This window comes from Pontibacter mangrovi, assembly GCF_006385705.1.
Classification (GTDB): domain Bacteria; phylum Bacteroidota; class Bacteroidia; order Cytophagales; family Hymenobacteraceae; genus Pontibacter; species Pontibacter mangrovi.
The window spans coordinates 25,583-45,145 of record NZ_VFRQ01000004.1 but is presented as its reverse complement, the minus strand read 5'-3'; the positions used below and the strand labels follow the sequence as shown (position 1 = coordinate 45,145).

Annotated in this window: 14 protein-coding genes; 3 read left to right on the top strand and 11 right to left on the bottom strand. The window is 54.3% G+C overall.

Annotated features, from left to right (window positions below; all coding sequences use genetic code 11):
* Window positions 1-85: 85 nt before the first annotated feature.
* The 11 genes from FJM65_RS08525 to murI form a co-directional block, all read right to left on the bottom strand.
* Complete coding sequence (locus FJM65_RS08525; RefSeq protein ID WP_140621094.1) at window positions 86-3,112, bottom strand: amidohydrolase family protein; 3,027 nt, start codon at window positions 3,110-3,112, stop codon at window positions 86-88.
* A gap of 745 nt (window positions 3,113-3,857) precedes the next feature.
* The gene (locus tag FJM65_RS08520) at window positions 3,858-5,753 is read right to left on the bottom strand and encodes an amidophosphoribosyltransferase (RefSeq protein WP_140621093.1); all 1,896 of its coding nucleotides are present in this window, start codon (window positions 5,751-5,753) and stop codon (window positions 3,858-3,860) included.
* Between the two features lie 7 nt (window positions 5,754-5,760).
* Entirely contained in the window at window positions 5,761-7,266 is a 1,506-nt protein-coding gene (locus FJM65_RS08515) for an NADH-quinone oxidoreductase subunit N (protein WP_140621092.1), read from the bottom strand.
* Window positions 7,266-9,008 (bottom strand): complex I subunit 4 family protein, encoded by a 1,743-nt coding sequence (locus FJM65_RS08510; protein WP_140621091.1) that lies wholly within the window; start codon window positions 9,006-9,008, stop codon window positions 7,266-7,268. Before FJM65_RS08510 ends, FJM65_RS08515 begins: the two co-directional genes overlap by 1 nt.
* Window positions 9,009-9,131: 123 nt before the next feature.
* Entirely contained in the window at window positions 9,132-11,294 is a 2,163-nt protein-coding gene (nuoL, locus tag FJM65_RS08505; RefSeq protein ID WP_239022885.1) for an NADH-quinone oxidoreductase subunit L, read from the bottom strand.
* 121 nt (window positions 11,295-11,415) lie between these two features.
* Entirely contained in the window at window positions 11,416-12,213 is a 798-nt protein-coding gene (locus FJM65_RS08500) for a cation transporter (protein ID WP_140621403.1), read from the bottom strand.
* Window positions 12,214-12,221: 8 nt separating this feature from the next.
* Window positions 12,222-12,533 (bottom strand): NADH-quinone oxidoreductase subunit NuoK, encoded by a 312-nt coding sequence (gene nuoK / locus FJM65_RS08495; RefSeq protein WP_140621090.1) that lies wholly within the window; start codon window positions 12,531-12,533, stop codon window positions 12,222-12,224.
* A gap of 2 nt (window positions 12,534-12,535) precedes the next feature.
* Window positions 12,536-13,090: an NADH-quinone oxidoreductase subunit J family protein gene (locus FJM65_RS08490; RefSeq protein ID WP_239022884.1), complete on the bottom strand. Its 555-nt coding sequence runs from the start codon at window positions 13,088-13,090 to the stop codon at window positions 12,536-12,538.
* A 98-nt stretch (window positions 13,091-13,188) separates the two neighbouring features.
* Window positions 13,189-13,794 carry a NuoI/complex I 23 kDa subunit family protein gene (locus FJM65_RS08485; protein ID WP_140621089.1) on the bottom strand — a complete coding sequence of 202 codons (606 nt, stop codon included), beginning with the start codon at window positions 13,792-13,794 and terminating at the stop codon, window positions 13,189-13,191.
* Between the two features lie 174 nt (window positions 13,795-13,968).
* Complete coding sequence (locus tag FJM65_RS08480; protein ID WP_140621088.1) at window positions 13,969-15,072, bottom strand: complex I subunit 1/NuoH family protein; 1,104 nt, start codon at window positions 15,070-15,072, stop codon at window positions 13,969-13,971.
* A gap of 345 nt (window positions 15,073-15,417) precedes the next feature.
* On the bottom strand, window positions 15,418-16,233 hold the full coding sequence (gene murI / locus FJM65_RS08475) for a glutamate racemase (RefSeq protein WP_140621087.1): 816 nt from the start codon (window positions 16,231-16,233) through the stop codon (window positions 15,418-15,420).
* 324 nt (window positions 16,234-16,557) lie between these two features.
* Here murI and FJM65_RS08470 point away from each other — a divergent pair, with 324 nt between their 5' ends.
* From FJM65_RS08470 to FJM65_RS08460, 3 genes are all read left to right on the top strand, one after another.
* On the top strand, window positions 16,558-17,061 hold the full coding sequence (locus tag FJM65_RS08470) for an RDD family protein (protein WP_140621086.1): 504 nt from the start codon (window positions 16,558-16,560) through the stop codon (window positions 17,059-17,061).
* Window positions 17,062-17,151: 90 nt separating this feature from the next.
* Window positions 17,152-17,541 carry an SPW repeat domain-containing protein gene (locus FJM65_RS08465; protein ID WP_140621085.1) on the top strand — a complete coding sequence of 130 codons (390 nt, stop codon included), beginning with the start codon at window positions 17,152-17,154 and terminating at the stop codon, window positions 17,539-17,541.
* A gap of 116 nt (window positions 17,542-17,657) precedes the next feature.
* Entirely contained in the window at window positions 17,658-19,547 is a 1,890-nt protein-coding gene (locus FJM65_RS08460) for an ABC-F family ATP-binding cassette domain-containing protein (protein WP_140621084.1), read from the top strand.
* Window positions 19,548-19,563: the final 16 nt, after the last annotated feature.

Genomic DNA, 19,563 nt, shown 5'->3' with positions numbered 1-19,563 from the left:
GTTTTTAATTGTTGCATTTATTTGATTGATGATTGCTTATTGTTGATAGTTCAAAAACAACAATTAACAATCAACAACTAACAATTTAATAAGCAAAGTATAACTCCTCTTCTTGCTGCGCTACATCCTCGCAATGCAGCACGCGTGCTTTCTGGGTGCGTGGGGCTTGCGTTTTGGCACCGCCGTCCTTCTCGTGCAGCATTTTCTGCACCAGGCGCATGCGCTCCTTCTCCTGCGTCTCCCGCATCTGCTCGTCGCGCTCCAGGTCGTAGTAAGCAATGCCGTCTACAAAGGTCTTCAGCGGCTTGGCGTAGATCGACAGCGGGTGGTCATTCCAGAGTACCACGTCGGCGTCTTTACCTGCTTTAATACTGCCCATTCTATCGTCGAGGTGCAGGAGCTTGGCCGGGTTCAGGGTCACCATTTTCAGAGCGTCTTCTTCACTCATGCCGGTATACTTCACACTTTTGGCAGCCTCCTGGTTCAGGCGGCGCGCCATCTCGGCGTCATCAGAGTTAATGGCAGTCACGATGCCCATTTGGTTCATGATGCCGGCGTTGTGTGGAATAGCATCCTTCACCTCCATTTTATAGGCCCACCAGTCGGAGAAGGTAGAGCCTCCCACACCGTGCTCCTTCATCTTATCCGCTACTTTGTAGCCTTCCAGGATATGCGTAAACGTGTTCACCTTAAAGCCCATCTCATCGGCCACGTTCATCAGCATGTTAATTTCAGACTGCACGTAAGAGTGGCAAGTGATGAAGCGCTCGTCGTTCAGGATCTCCACCAGGGCGTCCAGTTCCAGGTCGCGGCGCGGGGCTGCGGTTTTAGCCTTTTGTCTTTTAGACAGGCTGTTGTAGTTTTTCCAGGCTTTCTCATACTCTTTGGCGCGGGTAAAGGCATCTACGTATACCTGCTCCACCCCCATTCTGGATTGCGGGAACCGTACGGTTTGCGCGCTGCCCCAGTTCGACTGCTTCACGTTCTCGCCCAGTGCAAACTTAATGTAGCCGTCGGCATCCTTTACCAGCATCTCGTCCGCGCTCTTGCCCCAACGCAGCTTCACGATAGCCGACTGCCCGCCAATCGGGTTAGCAGAGCCGTGCAGCAGCTGCGACGTGGTAACGCCACCGGCCAACTGGCGGTAAATGTTAATGTCTTCCGGGTCTACCACATCGGCCATGCGTACCTCTGCCGTTACGGCCTGGGTGCCCTCGTTCACGGCATCCAGCGCAATATGCGAGTGCTCATCAATAATGCCCGGCGTTACGTGCTTGCCCGTACCGTCTATCACTCTGGCCCCGGACTCGCTCAGGTTCTTGCCCACCTTGGCGATCTTGCCGTTCTTTATCAGTACATCAGCGTTCTCCAGCCTGCCTTCCTCCTCGTTCGTCCAAACGGTGGCATTCTTGATCAGCACCGTCTCCTGCTTCGGAAGCTCCTGCTGGCCAAACGCCTGGAACGGATAGATCGTGCTGCCGAAAGCGGCATTCTCCTCCGCCTGCTTTGCCCGGTCCTTTTTCTCCTTCTCGGTCATGGCCTCAGAGTAGGCGGCAGTCCATTTTACAGATGAGGCATTTGGCAACTGGCCTTCGCCCTGCAGGTTTTTGCCGGCTACCCAGCCGCTCAGACGGATGCTTTGCTTGCTGTCTTTGCTCTCGGCAAAAGAGATCGTTACCAGGTTTCCGTTAAAGCTGATGTTGCCTTTCACGGTGTCCTGGGCAATTACCTTCAGCTCCGGCTTCTCGGCGGTGCCCGCTACCAATAGTTTGCGGCCCGTGTCGTTGCCCAACTTCAACGTATAGACACCACGGTAATCGGCAGGCACGTCAGCGATTTTGTACTGCTCGCCCTGCACCCAGTTCTCCAGGATCACGCCATCCTCCGAGAAAAGGTTATCGCTGGTGATAAGGAAGTTGGCTACCATCCCTTTGTTCAGGCTACCCACCAGGTTTTCCGCGTTCAGGAGCTTGGCTGGCGTGGCAGTCAGGGCTTTCAGGGCCTCCTCTTCGCTCAAGCCATACTTCACGGCTTTGCGAAGGTTTGGCAGGAAGTCCTTTTTGTCTTTCAGGTCATAGGCAGAGAAAGCGATGGTGACGCCTGCCTGCTGCAGCAGCGCCGCGTTGGCAGGTGCCATTTCCCAATGCTTCAGGTCCTTTACCGACACGCGCCGCGCATCAAACGGGTCCTCTACGTTATAAGCCTCCGGAAAATCAAGCGACAGGATGATAGGCGCGTTGGTGGCTTTGATCTGCGGCAGCATCTGGTACTCGTCGCCGGCACCTTTCATGATGTACTGCTTGCCAAACTCATCCCCTACTTTATCGGCCCGCAGGATATTCAACTTGTTGGAAGCCTCGAAAATCTGCGGGTATTTGTTGGCCTGTGCAAAGGCTGTAAGCGATATGTTCTGCTCTTTCTGCGGATTCTGCGCATTCCACTGGGCATCCAGGTAGGTCTGGCGCAACAGGGCCACAGCGCCCATCAGCGAGCTTGGGTAATCTTGTTTTGAAGAGCCTTTGTCGAAGGACAGCGCTCCGGCAGCCTTGTCTTTCAGCACCACCTCGTTTCCGCGCTTCTCCGCCAGTGTCACCAGGGTGGCAGTGCCACGGGCTATGCCATCGCGGTGCACGGCCAGCACACTTCCGAAGCCAAGCTTGCGCAGTTCCCCGGCTTGTTTGCCATTTACATTAAACAGCGCTACCGCATCCGTTTCCGGGCGTATGGCCTCGTTCCAGTTATAAACTCCTTCCTTAGTGGACTCCAGTTGTGGCGGTGCAGTCCAGCTGCGGCGCTCTGCCTTTACCTCTGGCAGGCCATAGTCGCTGAACATATCCACCAAACCTGGGTAGATATGCTTGCCTTTGGCATCCATCACCACGGCTCCGGCTGGCACTTTCACATTTTCGCCTACGGCCTCTACTTTGCCGTCGCGGATAACAAGCGTGGCGTTAGGAATGGTGGTTTTATAATCGGTGTGAACGGTGGCGTTGGTAAAGGCCACGAGTCCGGCGCGTTCATCATACACGCCGTTGCGCGGAAAAGTCTCCTGCGCCATCACACTCCCTGCGCTTAAAGCAAGGCAGGCTGCAATGGTAAAGATTTTCTTCATTCGTAAGGTTGGAATAAGTAATTAAGGTTTAGACAAGTTTCAACTATCAAGTTAAGCATCAGGAGGATAAAATGCTATACTATGGCAATGCTATATTGCAAACTTTGACTGTAGCGGTGGGGTAAAGTTTAATGGAGGCATAATTTTGCTCCCGCATTAAAGTTTATACTTTCATAGCCGCTGCTTTTATACTTCTCTGGCGCAAGCGTCCGCTTGTGCCGCTCTCTAATAGCCGCTGCTTTCTGCACCCTGAACCAAGCTATCCTTTCTAGCTGCTGCTCATCCTCAGTCTTACATGCCTAAAGTTGAAATTCATACTTTGGCTCCCTCCAAGGCCGGGAGGCTTCGCCTTTGGCTGGGATAAAATTCAATAGCCTGTGTTCTTGCTGTCATCTCGACCTTCGGGAGAGATTTCTCTTTAGAATTCCCGATAGATCTCTCACAGCTACGCTGGCTCTTTTCGGCTCTCGCCTCAAGAGTACTCGAGATGACAGGGAGAGTAGGAAGTATAATACCCCTCCTTAGCCAAGTCTTGGATCCCGGACTTGCTTCGGGAGAGGGGCAGGGGTGGTTGGATTCGGCAAACGCGGATTAAGAAATCCGAAGCAGATCATGTTCCGGACTAGGAAGCCCGGAACAGCGGCGTGAGATCTTGCCTGTTCTTAGCTGAGAGGGGAAAAAACGAAACCGGCCGCTGCACAAGGTACAGCGGCCGGCTCAGGTATGAGTTTACACTTTATACTTCTTAGTAAGCTCTTCCGGATTTGTTCTCCACAAAGTTCATGAAGGCGCGGTTTACCACACCTACACCGCCTGGCGTAGGGTAATTGCCGGTAAAGTACCAGTCGCCTTTGTGGTTCGGGCAAGCCTCGTGCAGATCATCAATCGTCTGGTAAATCACCTCTACCTCCGCCTTCACATCCGGTGCCTTCACGATTTCAGCTACTTTATCCGATAGCTCATCATGCGTGAACAGGTCGTAAAGCTCCTGCACAAAGTTAGTCTCCTTAAAGGCCGGCGTACCAGCGGCGGCCAAGCACTTATCATAGGTTTCCTGCACTTTGTCGGCCTGGCCCGTGTCTTTCAGCAATCCGAGCAGCGCTCTAAAGGCCACGAACTCCTTCATCCTCGACATGTCGATGCCGTAGCAGTCCGGATAGCGAATCTGCGGCGCGCAGGACACGATGATGATCTTCTTAGGCTCCAGTTTGTCCAGCATCTTGATGATGCTCTTCTCCAGCGTGGTGCCGCGCACGATGGAGTCATCCAGCACCACCAGCGTATCCACGCCTTTCTTCACCACCTCGTAGGTCGTGTCGTAGACGTGCGTTACCAGGTCGTCGCGGCTATCGTTGTCGGTAATAAAAGTGCGCAGCTTGGCGTCTTTGATCACCAGTTTCTCGGCGCGCGGCTTGAACTGCAGAATATCGTCGAGCTGCTCCTCGCTCAGTTCTTTGTTCAGGATGGCATTTTTGCGGTAGTCGCGCAGGTAGTTCTCAATGCCCTTCATCATACCCAGCCAGGAGGTCTCGGCCGTGTTCGGGATGTAGGAGAACACTGTATTCTTGAGGTCGTAGTTAACCGCTTTCAGGATCTGAGGGCACAGCAGCTTGCCCATGTTCTTGCGCTCGGTATAGATCTCCGGGTCGTTGCCGCGGGAGAAGTAGATGCGCTCAAAGCTGCACGACAGTTTCTCGCGCGGCTCCACCACCTCCTGCATCTCCGGGTTACCGGCTTTGTCCACAATAAGGGCGTGGCCAGGAGCAATCTCCTTTATCTCGCTGTACTCAATGCCGAAGGCAGTTTTAATGGCGGGCTTCTCCGAGGCCACTACCACCACCTCGTCATCCACATAATAATAGGCCGGACGGATGCCGTTGGGGTCGCGCATCACAAAGGAGGCGCCAAACCCGGTAAGGCCTGCCATCGCATACCCGCCGTCAAAGTCCTTCGCGGCGCGCTTTAGCACACGCTGCATGTCCAGGTTCTGCTCTATCAGTTGGGTGATCTCCTTGTTAGAGTAATCGCCTTTTTTGTAGTAGTCGAACTGCCGTTGGTTCTCCTCGTCCAGGAAATGGCCGATTTTCTCCAGCACCGTGGTGGTATCGGTTTTCTGCTTCGGGTGCTGCCCCAGCTCCAACAGCTTCTGAAACTGCTCGTCCACGTTGGTCATGTTGAAGTTACCGGCCACGGCCAGGGAACGGCTGCGCCAGTTGTTCTCGCGCACCATCGGGTGGCAGTTATCCACGCTGTTTACGCCGTGGGTACCGTAACGCAGGTGGCCCAGGTACACATCACCCAAGAAAGGCATGTTCTCCCACACCCACTCCACATCCTCGGCGCGCTCCGGGTACTGGTCCTTCAACCCCTTATACTCCTTGCCAATCTTGCCAAAGATGCTGTCGATGGCGCGGGTTTTTACGGAGCGGAAACGGCTGATGTAGTCGATGCCGGGCAGGGCGTTGATCTTGATGCTGGCGACACCCGCACCGTCCTGGCCGCGGTTGTGCTGCTTCTGCATGAGCAGGTACAGCTTGTTGACGCCATACATCGGGGTGCCATACTTTTCGGCGTAATAGCTAATCGGTTTTCGGAGCCTGATTAAGGCGATACCACATTCGTGCTTAATTGCGTCGCTCATGAGTGCTTTATAGTGTCTGGGCCAGCAATTGCTCTATCCAGCGCAGCAGCAGGTCGGGTTTAAAAAAGAAGACCAGCAGCGGCAGGGCGAACAGCGCCAGCAACAGTTTTTCTGACGGTGAAATAACTAAATTTTCCTGAGATTGATTCCTTTTGAAGAAAAGGTAGAACGGTATCTTGATATAATAGAACAGCGCCACCCCCGTCAGCAGGATTCCGGCCACCAGCAGCGCCAGCAGCATCGTGTTTCCGGACAAAGTATAAGCCTCCCACACATTACTAAATATCAGCAGCTTGCCCATGAAACCGGCCAGCGGCGGCAGGCCCGTGAGCGAGAGCAGATATAGTATAGCCATCACGCCAAAGTATGGCTGCAGGCGGCCCAGCCCGGAAAATTCCTCCAACGTCTGCACCCCATACTTCTCCTCGGCCACCTGCAGCAGCAGGAAGATGCCGAAGTTCATGAACAGCAGCACCGAGAGGTAAAACAGCACACCGGAAGTATAAGCGGTACCAAAAGCCAGCAGCGCCGTCAGCAGAAAACCGGCATGCGACACAGAAGAGTAGGCCAGCAGCCTGCGCGGCGTGCGTTGCCACAAGGCCGTGAAGTTACCGATCACCAGCGTCGCGATAGCCGCCACGCCCAGGAGCAGCTGCACATCGGCAAAAGATCCAGCGTCCGTAAAGTTGCTGATGAACCGAAGTATAACCAGGATGCCCGCTATTTTTGGCCCCGTAGAGAACAGCGCCACCACCGGCATCGGCGCCCCCTGGTACACATCCGGGGCCCAGAAATGAAACGGCGCGGCAGAGATCTTGAAGAAAAAGCCGGCAAGTATAAGTGTGGCCGCCACGGTTACCAGCAGCGCATCCGCCTGCAGCAGCCCCAGCGCAAAGCCTTCTGAAGTATAGTTCAGCGTACCGGTAAGGCCATAGAAAAACGACATGCCATACAGCATCACCCCCGCCGACAGCGCGCCGTACAGCACGTACTTCAAACCTGCCTCCACAGCACGTTTCTCTTGCTTAAAGGTAAGGGTAAGGATGTAGGAGGCGATGGAAACGGTCTCTATGGCCAGGAACACCATCAGCAGGTTCACGGACTTAGCCATCAAATTCAGGCCCAGCACCAGCACGAGCACCAGCGCGTAGAACTCGCCCCTGCCCTCTTTCAGCTTCTCCAGCCGCTTTAGCTGCAGCGCCATCAGTATGGTAAAAATACCCGCCGCACTAAACAGGATGCCCCCAAAGCGGGCCAGCCCATCCGAGAGTAGCAGGTTCAGGAAAGGTTCGTCGCCGGAGGTATAGCCGCCCAGCACCTGCAGCACCAGTACCCAGAACAGACCAGTGAGCGCCAGCCAGGGCAGCAGCTTTTTTATACTTTTAGCTTTGAACAGGTCGAGTGTAACGAGCAGCAGGAAGAACAGTGCCAGCACCAGCTCAGGCAGCAGCGAACCTGCCCCGGCAAGTATGGCATCCAGCTTTTCTGATAAGTATGCGGACTGTTCGTTCACTATTTAAGCGTTGAAAAAATTAACCCCAGTTGCTCCTGCCCGCGCAGCAGCACCATTTCAGTGAAGCCATTCACTGTCAGGCTGATCTTATCGAGGAGCAGGTGCGGGAAAATGCCGAAGAGTAGCGCCAGCACCGCCAGCGGCACCAGCATCAGGTATTCTCTTGTGTTCAGGTCGGTGATAACGGCATGCTCGCGCAACTCCGGGAAAATCCAGAACTTGCCGAAGAACATGCGTTGCAGTGCCCACAGGTAATAGGCCGCGCTCAGCAGCAGTCCAAACACCGCTACTATTGTAAGCCAGCGCGGCAGCAGCCCCGTAGCCTCCGGCGCTCCGAACCCGCCCACCAGCACCAGCAACTCCGAGATAAACCCGGAGAAGCCCGGCATGCCCAGCGAGGCAAAAAAGGCGATGACCACAAAGGAAGTATAAGCCGGCATCTCGCTGGCCAGGCCACGGAAGTTATGGATCATGCGGTCGTGGGCGCGGTCGTAAATTACGCCTACCACCAGGAAGAGCATGGCCGAGATGATGCCATGGCTGAACATCATATAGATGGCACCGTTCAGTCCCTCGTTGGTGAGCGAGGCCAGCCCCAGCAGCACAAAGCCCATGTGCGATACCGACGAATAGGCGATCAGCTTTTTCAGGTCTTTCATCGCCAGCGCATTCATCGCCCCGTAAATGATCGACAGCACGCCCAGCCCCCCTACAAGTATGGAGAAGTAGGTACCGGCATCCGGGAAGATCGGGTACACGATGCGGATCAAACCATAACCGCCCACTTTCAGAAGTATGGCCGCCAGCAGCACCGAGATAGGCGTAGGCGCCTCCACGTGCGCATCGGGCAGCCAGGTATGCACCGGCACCGACGGCACCTTGATGGCGAACCCGGCGAACAGCAGCAGGAAGGCGATAAAGCGCAGCGGCAAGTCCCAAAGTATGGTTCCGGAAAGCACGTGCAGGAGGCTGTTCGGGATAAAATTGGCCGGCTCCATCATGGCCGGAATGCTGAAGGTGCGCACCAGGTTATAGTTGCTGACCTGATTGCGCTGCAGCATCTGCTGCACCTGCGTCAGCACCTCGGCACTGGCCGCCTTGCCCTGCTCCAGCAGCCCCATTTGCACCGCCGTGGCCTGCGGGTCAATCACTGAAGTATACAACCCGATCATCACCAGAAGTATAAAGAGCGAGCCCACCAAGGTATAAATGAAGAACTTGATGGAGGCATACTCGCGTTTCGGCCCGCCCCAGATGCCGATCAAAAAGTACATCGGCAGGAGCATGAACTCGAAGAAGAGGTAGAACAGGAAGAAGTCGAGGGCCAGGAAACAGCCCATGACGCTGGTGAGCAGCAGCAGGTAGAGCAGGAAATACCCCTTCACGTTTTTGGTGATGCTCCAGGAGGAGATCACCCCGATCACGCCCACGATACCGGTGAGCAGCACCATGCTGATGCTGACGCCATCCACGCCCACAAAATAATCGATCTGGAAGCGGCCCAAATTGCCGAGCGAGAAGCCGATCCAGTTCAGTTTCTCCACAAACTGGTAGCCCTGCTGTCCGTTGGCAAAAGCGGAGCCGTCAAAGCGGAAGTATAAAAGTATGCTCAGCCCCATCTGCACCAGCGCGCCCAGCAGCGTAACGGCCTTTATCGGCTTCTGCAGGTGCACCGGCAGCAGCAGCACAACAAGCGCTGCCAGCAAGGGTGTAAAAATGAGGCTACTAAGTATAAAATCCATCAACCTTGTTTATTGTTGATTGTTTATTGTTGATTGTTGATTGTTCATTGCTGATTGTTTTACCAGCCCGGATACAAATCCTGTCAATCCTTTTATCCTGAAAATCCTGATCCCAAAGGTAAATCAAAACAGGATGATATATAGCATCAGTAAAATAAATCCGAACAGGGAGTAAGCGTAATAGCTCTGCACCTTGCCGTTCTGCAGCCCGCGTCCCACGCGTCCCAGCACCTTTGAGAGCGCCCCTACCAGCCACACCAGTCCATCCACTACCCAGCGGTCTATCCAAGCCACAACCTTAGCCAGGATCACCAGCGCTTTGCTGCCGTTGTTTAAAGTATAATCGATGATGCGCTTGTCGATGCGGTAAAGTTGGTGACCCAACGCCAACGTTGGCTGCACAAAGGTTCTGTCGTAAAACTCGTTCAGGCGAAAGTGCTGGTGCGAGAGCTGCGCCAGTTTCCCCTGCGGCTCCTCCTGCCACAGCTGTTCGTTCGTTCTGTTTTTATACTTGAGTATGGCCCAACTGATGCCTGCCACACCGAGTAAGGTAGAAAGAATGCCGAAGACAATGTGCAGAGTATGATTGGCCGTATCCTGCGCCTGCACCGCCTGCAGCAGCTCTCCGTAAAGTATGGCCGAGTGGCTCAGCCTATGTAGGCTGACGCCCTGCATGAGCCAGCTACTGCCGAAGCTCAGCGGGTTGAGCGAGAAGAAGATACCCAGCGAAAGTATGGCCAGCAGAATTACCGGCAGCACCATTACGCGCTCCACCTCCTGCCCTACGCTCAGCCGCACATCCTGCACCGCAAAAGGTGCCCGAAACTCCCCGAAGAAGATGAACCACATGTGCCGCGCCATGTAAAAAGCCGTGAGTAACACCACTGTAAATCCGATCACCGGCACCACAAAGTATAAACCGCCTCCCATGGTCTGCGCCCAGGCCCAGCTGCCGGAAAGTATGGCATCCTTGGAAAGAAAACCGGAGAACAGCGGCAGACCCACCAGTGCGGCCGTGGCTACGAGGTAAGTATAAAACGTGAGCGGCATTGCTTTTCGCAGTCCGCCCATGTTTCGGATATCCTGTGCATCGAGGTGCAGGTGATGGTGGTGCAGCCCGCGGTGCATGGCATGGATGATGATGCCGGAGTTGAGGAAAAGGGCCGCCTTAAAGAAAGCGTGGGTAGACAGGTGGAACAGTGCCGCGTCGTGTGCGCCCGTGCCCATGCCCATCACCATGTAGCCTAATTGTGAGATCGTGGAGAAAGCCAGCACGGCTTTGATATCGTACTGCGTGAGCGCCACCAGGGCACCTATCAGGGCCGTAATGGCTCCAACAATAGCAATAACGGTAAGCGCCTCCAGGGTGAAGAAGGCGTAGCAGCGGGCCACCAAATATACACCTGCCGCTACCATGGTTGCCGCATGTATGAGCGCGGAAACCGGCGTCGGGCCCTGCATGGCATCCGGCAACCAGACCTGCAGCGGAAATTGCGCCGATTTGCCCACGCAGCCCATGAACAGCCCCAGCCCCGCCGCCGTCAGGAACACCGACCCCAGTTCCACTAGCCAGTCCTGGCCGTTTAAAGTATAGGTGGCGATGAAGCTGCCGCTCTCCCAGCTGCCGTTGCCGATGAGCGCGCGCAGCGTTTCCAGATCAAAAGTGCGGAAGTAAGTATAGAAGGCGAACAGCCCGAGTAGCAGGCCGATATCGCCGATGCGGTTTACCAGAAAAGCTTTTTTATTGGCCGCCACCGCTGCCGGTTTTTCAAACCAGAATCCGATGAGCAGGTATGAAGACAGGCCCACGAGTTCCCAAAACATGAACAGTAGCAGCAGGTTATCCACCAGCACAATGCCCAGCATGCTAAAGGTAAACAGGCCCAGGAAGGCAAAATAGCGGCTGTAGCCCCTGTCGCCGTGCATGTAGCCCACCGAGAACAGTTGCACCAAGAGCGAGATGAATGTAACGATCACCAGCATCAGCACGCTGAGGTTGTCGAGCAGGATTCCGGCCGTAAAATCAGCCAGGGAGTTCCCCGGCACGCTGAACCAGGTGGTGCGTGTGTGGAAAGTGGCGGTATTCCATACTTGCGAGAACAGCCAGCCGGAAAGTATAAAGGCCACTGCCGTAAGCCCAATACCCAGCCAGTCGCCGTGGCGCGGCAGGCGCTTACCCGCCAGAAACAGCACCAGGAAACCCAGCAGCGGCAGCAACAGCACCACCAGTGCGGCAGCGGTTTCGGGGGTGGCAGCCAAAGGCTTCAAAAGTTCGGATAGCTCCAAGGTATGCTTCTGGTTTGGTTTCTGGTACGCGTGGCCGGGCCAGCTAACAGCGGGCAAAGTTAAGGAGAATGCGCTTCTCTTAATAGCTAATCTTGAACTCTATATAGCAGAAAGGGCTTTCTTACTGCTTGGACAGGCTCAGGATGCGGAAAGCGCCTCTAGCCACCAGCAGGAACACAAGGGCGCCGATCACCAGGTCAGGGATGTTAGAACCGGTAAAGTATACCAGCACCCCTGCCAAGATCACGCCGATGTTCGCGATCACGTCGTTGGAAGTAAAGATGACGCTGGCCTGCATGTGGGCCTCCTTGCTCTTCGACTTCTGCAGCACGTAAAGGGAGGCGGCATTGCCCAGCAAGGCCAGGAAAGACACGATGATCATGGTCTGGAATACAGGCGTGGCCTCAAAGCCAAGGAACCTGCGGATAACCTCCGCAAAACCAAGTATGGCCAGGCCCAGCTGCAGGTAACCGCTGATCCTGGCGATGCTTTTTTTGCGGCTGGCGACCCCTCCTACCGCGAACAGCGCCATCCCGTAAACAAAGGCATCGGCCAGCATGTCCAGCGCGTCGGCCACCAGGCCCATGGATTTGGAGAGGAAGCCGGTGATCATCTCCAGCACGAAAAAACCGAAATTGATCAGCAGCACGATCCACAGCAGCTTCCGTTCTGCGGCAGGTTGTGGCGCCACGGTTGCTGCCTCTGTTTCTTCCGAAGAGAGTAAGGTCGCATCCAGCTTCAGCTCGTTGATGGCACCCGCTATAGGAGTAGCCTCCCCGGAATGAAAGACGGTTAACTGCCTACCCGGAATATCAAAATCCAGGTGTTTAATGCGCTCATCACCTTCCAGCCTCATCCGGATCATCTGCTCTTCCGACGGGCAGTCCATTTTTGATACTCTGAAGGTAGATTTCTGCACCATAGCCGTTATTTTTCCGGAATTATGATCTGATTCAGGTTAGCCGTTTTAAAATACTGATACACCCGCAGCACGATGGCCAGCGCCACGGCAGCCTCGGCGGCGGCCACCAATATCACAAACAGCGAAAACACCTGCCCCTGCAGCAGCTGCGGATCGTGCCGACTGAAAGCCACCAGGTTCAGGTTGGCGGCGTTGAAGATCAGCTCAATACCCATCAGCACCACCACCGCGTGGCGCTTGGAGATAACGGCCAGGATGCCGATGCTGAACAACACGGCGCTCAGGAGTAAAATATGCTCTAACGGGATCTGTTCCATACTTATACTTTCTGTTTGTCGGTGGCGATGTAGGCGGCCCCCATCAGGGCGACGAGCAGCAGCAGCGAGGCCAGCTCAAACGGCACCACCACATCCGTCATCAGCTTGATGCCTATACTTTGCACCGTACTTTTCTGGTTTCCCAACACATCTAGTTGCGTGGTTTGCAGCCACGGCAGCGCGCTGATATTCGCCTTCAATATAGTATAGCTCAAGCCCACCAGTATAAGCCCGGCCACCAGCGTTCCCCATACTTTGTTCACGCTCTCCGACAGCACCGACTTGTCGTGCACGCGGCTGCTGAGCATGATGCCGAAAAGTATGAGCACCAGCACCCCGCCCACATACACCATCAGCTGCGTAACGGCGATAAAATCAGCGAACAGCAACACGTAAATACCGGCCACACTCAGCAGCGTGATCAGCAGCGAAAAGCCCGCATACAGCAGGTTGCGCGTCAGCACCATGTAGGCTGCAGATAGTATGGCAAGTATGGCGAAGAGGTAGAAAAGCACGGTTTCAGTTATTCGTTGTTCGTTGTTAGTCTTCTGGCGCAAGCGTCCGCTTGTGCCTTTTTTAGCTCCTTGCAGCAGCACAAGCGGACGCTTGCGCTATGTCTTTCTTTTAACAATTTAACAATGCAGCAATTTAACAATTAACCTTGTTTCCTCGCTGCCAGCGCAGCTGCCTTGGCTGCCGCCATTTCCTCCTGCTGCTTTGCCAGCAGCAGCTTCTTCTCCTCGGCCTGCTCCGGGCTGAGGTCGGTGAAGTGGTAGACCATGTTCTTGATGTCTACTTCCGAGAAATCGTACACCGGCGTCATGGTGATGCAGTCGGTGGGGCAGACGGTGGTGCAGAGGCCGCAGTAGCAGCACTTGGCCATGTCGATATCGAACACCGGTGCGTAGAGGCGCTTCTTGGTGCCGTCTGATGTGGTGCCGATATCCTCCGTAGCCTTCACCGACTCAATGGTGATGCAGTTGACCGGGCATACTTTGGCGCAGAGGTCGCAGACAATGCAGTCGTCGATCTCGTTGTGCAGGCGGTAGCGGCCGTTGTCGGGCACAGGAATGGCCTCGTACGGATACTTCAGCGTTGCCATGCCATCAGGCTGCTTAAAGTAGTTCTCGTCCGACACATACTCCGGCGTGCGGCGGTTGCGGGCGTTTTTGAAGTGCTTCCACGTCAAACCCAGGCCGCTCAGCAGCGACTTCACCACGTACCAGAAACCGGTTTTATGTTTTATGGCTTTTTGCTCCATAATCTTATGTGGAGTGTTAACCCACCCCTAACCCCTCCGAGGAGGGGAATTAGTTCTATAGTTCTGTCATCTCGAATGTAATGAGAGATCTATTTAGAATTCCAGATAGATTTCTCACAGCTGCGCTGGCTCTTTTCGGCTCTCGCCTCAAGAGTACTCGAAATGACACTAAAATCATATCATCAACAACCGCCAAATACCGGCTATCAATACAACAGCCAAGGCAATGGGCGTCAGCACTTTCCAGCACAGGTGCATGAGCTGGTCCACGCGCAGGCGCGGGTACGTCCAGCGGAGCTGCAGCTGCAGGAACAGCAGCACAAAGGTTTTGCTCAGGAGCCAGAAGATGCCCCAACCTATACTTGATACTTCTCCTGCCGTGCCGGAGGTCCAGTAGGCCAGCGCCACAGGGCCGATGTTCGGCAAAGGCGTGTTCCAGCTGCCCAGAAACAATACTACAGCCACCAGGCATACCAGCACCATCATACTATACTCGGCCAGAAACAGCACCGCAAACCGGAAGCCTGAATATTCTACGTGAAAACCTGCCACCAGCTCCGACTCCGCCTCCGGAATATCGAACGGGGCGCGGTTGCTCTCGGCCAGCGAGGCGATAAAGTAGATCACAAAGGCTACCAGAAGTATGGGCGCCCGGAAAATGTTCCAGGTGGTGATACCGCCAATGGTGGTGGTATTGATACCCAGCGCCTCGATACCGAATAGCCAGTTCATCTCATACTCCAGCCCCGGAAACTGGTTCATCAAAGCACCTTGTTGGTAGCTGATCTCCTGGAAATCCAACGACTGGCAAACCATCACCGCCGAAAGTATAGCCAGCCCGGCCGGAATCTCATACGACACGATCTGCGCCACCGAGCGCATCGCCCCCAGCATGGCATACTTGTTATTCGAGCCCCAGCCTGCCATCAGCAGCCCCACCACATCCAGCGACACGATGGCCAGCAGGTAAAATACGCCGATACCGATCCCGGCCGGCACCAGGGCCGGCGTAAACGGAATGACGGCAAAGCCAGCGAAAACGGCCGCGAAAATGAGGATGGGCGCCAGCTTGAACAGCTTCTTATCGGCGGCGGCGGGCACAATGTCTTCTTTCTGCAGCAGCTTCAGCACGTCGGCCACCGCCTGCAGCGAGCCCTGCGGCCCCGCCTCGGTAGGCCCCATGCGGTCCTGCATAAAAGCGGCCACCTTGCGCTCGGCATAGGCCAGCACAATCACCACTCCCAGCAAGGCCCCCAAAGTCAGCAGAAAAGCGAGCATAGGCGTTTGTTTTTATTCCCGCAAAGGTAGGGTTAAATTCGGAGAATTGAATTTTGTCAGAATCAGGATTTAGGGATTAAGGGATGGACAGGATTTTAGACCAGTGATCAAGTGGGTTAAATTCGACTTTTAGGATTATCCGCCATGCCGCCCCCTGCCCCTCTCCTGGAACAGGTCCTGGATATTAGGCTTGGTGAAGGAGGGAAACTCTTTATACTGCGGCAGCACAAGCGGACGCTTGCGCTAGAAGGTTTAGGCTATCGTGCGGACAGGTCGCGACCTGTCCCTACAAACAAACACTTTCTAACTCTTTAACTTTCTAAATCTCTAACTTTCTATCTCCCCCTACTCCCACAGCGGGTAATGCTCCAGGTGCACTTTGCGCTTGAAGAAGATGCGGGTGCTTTCCTCGAAAGAGCGGGTAAAGTCGGAGACGTAGAAGTGGTGGTCGCCGGAGCGCTCTTTGGCCAAAAGGCCGTGCTGCTCCAGGTAATCTTTTACCTGCTGCGCCACAATCTGGCTGGCATCCAGCACATCTACCTGCCCTCCATAATACTTTTCAATCTGCTTTTTGATGAGCGGGTAGTGCGTGCAGCCCAGAATAAGTGCCTCAATCCCCTGCAACTGCGGGTCGGAAAGGTAAGCGTTGATCACACTTTCGGAAATGGAGTCGTTAAAAAAGCCTTCCTCTATCATGGCGGCCAGCAGCGGCGTGGCCACCGACTTCAGAGTTATGCCCTTGTCCAACTCATCTACCTTTTTGCGGTACACGTTGGAGTTCACGGTTTGCTTCGTTCCGATCAGCCCTATGGTTTTATGCGGGTAGGTTTGGCCTACGTACTGCACCGTCGGATCAATCACGTTCAGCACTTTGGCTTTGCTGCCCACATACTCCTTCACCAGTTCATAGGCTGCCGCCGAGGCCGAGTTGCAGGCGATAAGTATAACCTTGCAGTTCTGCCTGATCAGCAGGTCGCAGATCTTAACCGCGTAGGCTTGTATGGCCGCCGTGGACTTGTCGCCGTAGGGCAAGTGGGCTGTGTCGCCGAAGTATACGATGCGCTCGTTGGGCAGCAGGTTTATAATCGCCTGAGCCACAGTCAAGCCTCCAATTCCACTATCAAAAATACCGATAGGTCTGTCTCTTTTTTCTTCCTTCATCTCAGGCTAAATTAACGATTAGCTGAATAGTTGTGTCATTCACCCTCTCAAAATATACATTCACCAAGTTTTGTAACCTTTTTGAATCATGCTTTACACCGAAAAGTTATATTAGCAACAAAATACATACAAACATAAATCGCTCTGAATAAATAAACTGCAAAAAGTTTGTTGATAAACAATAATATTTTATTTTTATAAAAGTTTTACGCCACTGTAGCACTCCACCAGGGTGCTATCCTTGCCAAAGGTGTTCCTGACCACGGAAAGTTGATAACGAAGAACTGGCCGCCGCGCCACAAACTCTTTAAACGCCCTATAGCCATGCAAAGCACCTATATTCTTCCGTCTGCCCCTACTGTAAAACGGTCACCCCTTTACGGAACACTTTCGGCGCGCCTGGTTTCTTTTCTGGTAGACACGACCCTCCTGGTGTTTTCCTATACCTTCATTGCCTATGGCCTGGGCGTTGTGCCCGATGAGTTTGAGTCGTGGAACCACCTGGCCCTGAACGGCTTTAACATGGCGGAGCTCCTGCTGGTGGCTAAAGTCATGTTCCTGAACCCATACTTCCCGATCATTCACTGGGCATACTATACCTTGCTGGAGTCGTCGCAGAAACAGGCTACCATTGGCAAGTTTACGCTTGGCCTGCGGGTAACCGACCTGCGCGGCAAACCTGTAACATTTGCACAGGCTAACCTGCGCTACTTCGGCAAAATCCTGTCGCTGCTGCCCTTTGGCCTTGGCTTTATACTGATGGTAAACTCGCGCCGCAGCCAAATGCTGCACGATTACTTTGCCCGCGCCTTGGTCGTAAACGAATAGCCATTCCCTCAAAAATTGCATCATTTTTTCATACTATTCCGCTCCGTGCCGTATAAAACACTGTAAACTAAGTACGAAAGGAGGATTATTATGAGATTTATTCCGACCCGTTTTCACGGGATACTGGATTATGTGGTAGGGCTTATTTTTATAGCCGCCCCCTGGCTTTTCGATTTTTCGGATGCCAGTTGGGCAACCTGGACAATAGTGATAGCAGGTATAGCTACGTTGCTAATGACCGTGATGACAGATTTTGAGGTAGGCCTGGTGCACAAGATACCGATGCAGTCGCACCTGATGGTGGATTTTGGCCTGGGTGTGATTCTGGCCCTGTCGCCGTGGATATTTAACTTTGCAGACCGCGTATTTATGCCGCACCTCATCGGTGGTGTGTTTGCCATACTTGCCTCGCTTACCACGCACCGCAAACCGAGCGAGTCTTTCGCCAGGCGCCACGCCACGCAGGAGACTATCCATTAAAAACAAACTTTAAAAGCTACGGAAAGGCTGGCCCGCAAGGCCGGCCTTTTTTTATACTTGCCTGTTTTGTAGCTGCTGCATTATCTTTTGTGTCGGCACATCGCTAACTTTGTAGTATGAATTACTTATCAGCTGAGAATATATCCAAAAGCTTCGGCGACCGCTGGCTTTTCAAGAACCTGAACTTTGGCATCAGCCAGGGGCAGCGCGTGGTGCTGGTGGGCGTAAACGGCTCCGGAAAAACCACCCTGCTCAACATACTGGCCGGCAAGCTGCCGCCCGACGAGGGCAGCGTGAGCGTGCGCAAAGAGGTGAGCATCGGCTACCTGGGCCAAAACCCGGAGTTCGACGAAGAGCTGACCGTGCAGCAGACCATTTTCTCGATGCAGAACGACACGCTGCAGCTGATAAAGGACTATGAGGCCGCCATCGCCAACCCAAACACCGGCGCCGAGAAAATGCAGAAACTCATGGAGCGCATGGACGAGCTGCAGGCCTGGGACTTTGAGGTGAAGGTGAAGCAGATCCTCTCCAAGCTGGGCATCAACAACCTGGATGTGCCGATCAAGAGCCTCTCCGGCGGGCAGCGCAAGCGGGTGGCCATGGCCCGTGTGCTGATAGAGGAACCGGACATGCTCATACTCGACGAGCCCACCAACCACCTGGACCTGGACACGATTGAGTGGCTGGAGGGGATGCTGAGCACGCAGAACACCACGCTGCTAATGGTAACCCACGACCGCTATTTCCTGGATAAGGTGGCTAACGAGATCGCGGAGCTCGACAACGGCGAGATTTATACTTACAAGGGCAACTACAGCTATTTCCTGGAGAAGAAAGCCGAGCGCGAGCTATCTGCCGCCGCCGAAACCGAGAAGGCCCGCAACCTGATGCGCAAGGAGCTGGACTGGATAAGACGGCAGCCGAAGGCCCGTGGCACCAAGGCCAAGTATAGAGTGGATGCCTTTGAGGAACTGAAGGAGAAAGCCGCCAAGAAAACCGCTGGCCCGCAGCTGGAGCTGTCGGTAAAGACCACGCGCCAGGGCGGTAAGATCATCGAGGTAGACCATATCTCTAAATCTTTTGGCGAGAAGAAGATCGTGGACGACTTCAGCTATGTGTTTAAGAAGAAGGACCGCATTGGCATTGTTGGTCCAAACGGAGCCGGCAAATCCACGTTCCTGAACATGCTCACGGGCAAGCTGCAGCCGGATGCAGGTATCATTGACGCTGGCCAGACTACTGTTTTCGGCTACTATACCCAGGATGAGCTGGAGTATAAGGAAGACCAGCGCGTGATCGACATTGTGAAGGAAATAGCCGAGGTGGTGGAGATGGCCAACGGCGAGGTGATCACGGCGAGCCAGTTTCTGCAGCACTTCCAGTTCGCGCCGCCGCAGCAGTATACGTTTGTAAGCAAGCTGAGCGGCGGCGAAAAGCGCCGCCTGCAGCTCTTGCGCGTGCTCATCAAAAACCCGAACTTCCTCATCCTTGATGAGCCCACCAACGACCTGGACATCATCACGCTCAACATCCTGGAGGACTTCCTGCTGAACTTCGGCGGCTGCCTGCTCATCGTGAGCCACGACCGCTACTTTATGGACCGACTGGTGGAGCACCTGTTCGTGTTTGAGGGTGATGGCAAGATCCGCAACTTCCCCGGCAACTACACCGATTACCGCGAGTGGCAGAAAGAGCAGGAGAAACAGGGCAAGCTGGAGCAGGAAGAGGCCAAAGCGGCCGCCCCGGCACCTGCTGCCGAGAAGAAGCCAGAACAGCCAAACAACAAGCGCAAAGCCACTTATAACGAGAAAAAGGAGTATGAGCGCCTGGAACAGGAGATTGAGCAGCTGGAAAACCGCAAAGCGGAGATCATAGAAACCATGAACAGCGGCACCGTAACTGACCATGAAACCCTGCACGCCCTGGCATCGGAACTGGAAAGTATAAACGAGCAGCTGGAAGAAAAAGAGTTTCGCTGGCTGGAGCTCGCCGAGTTGATGTAAGTATAAAGTATAAAAT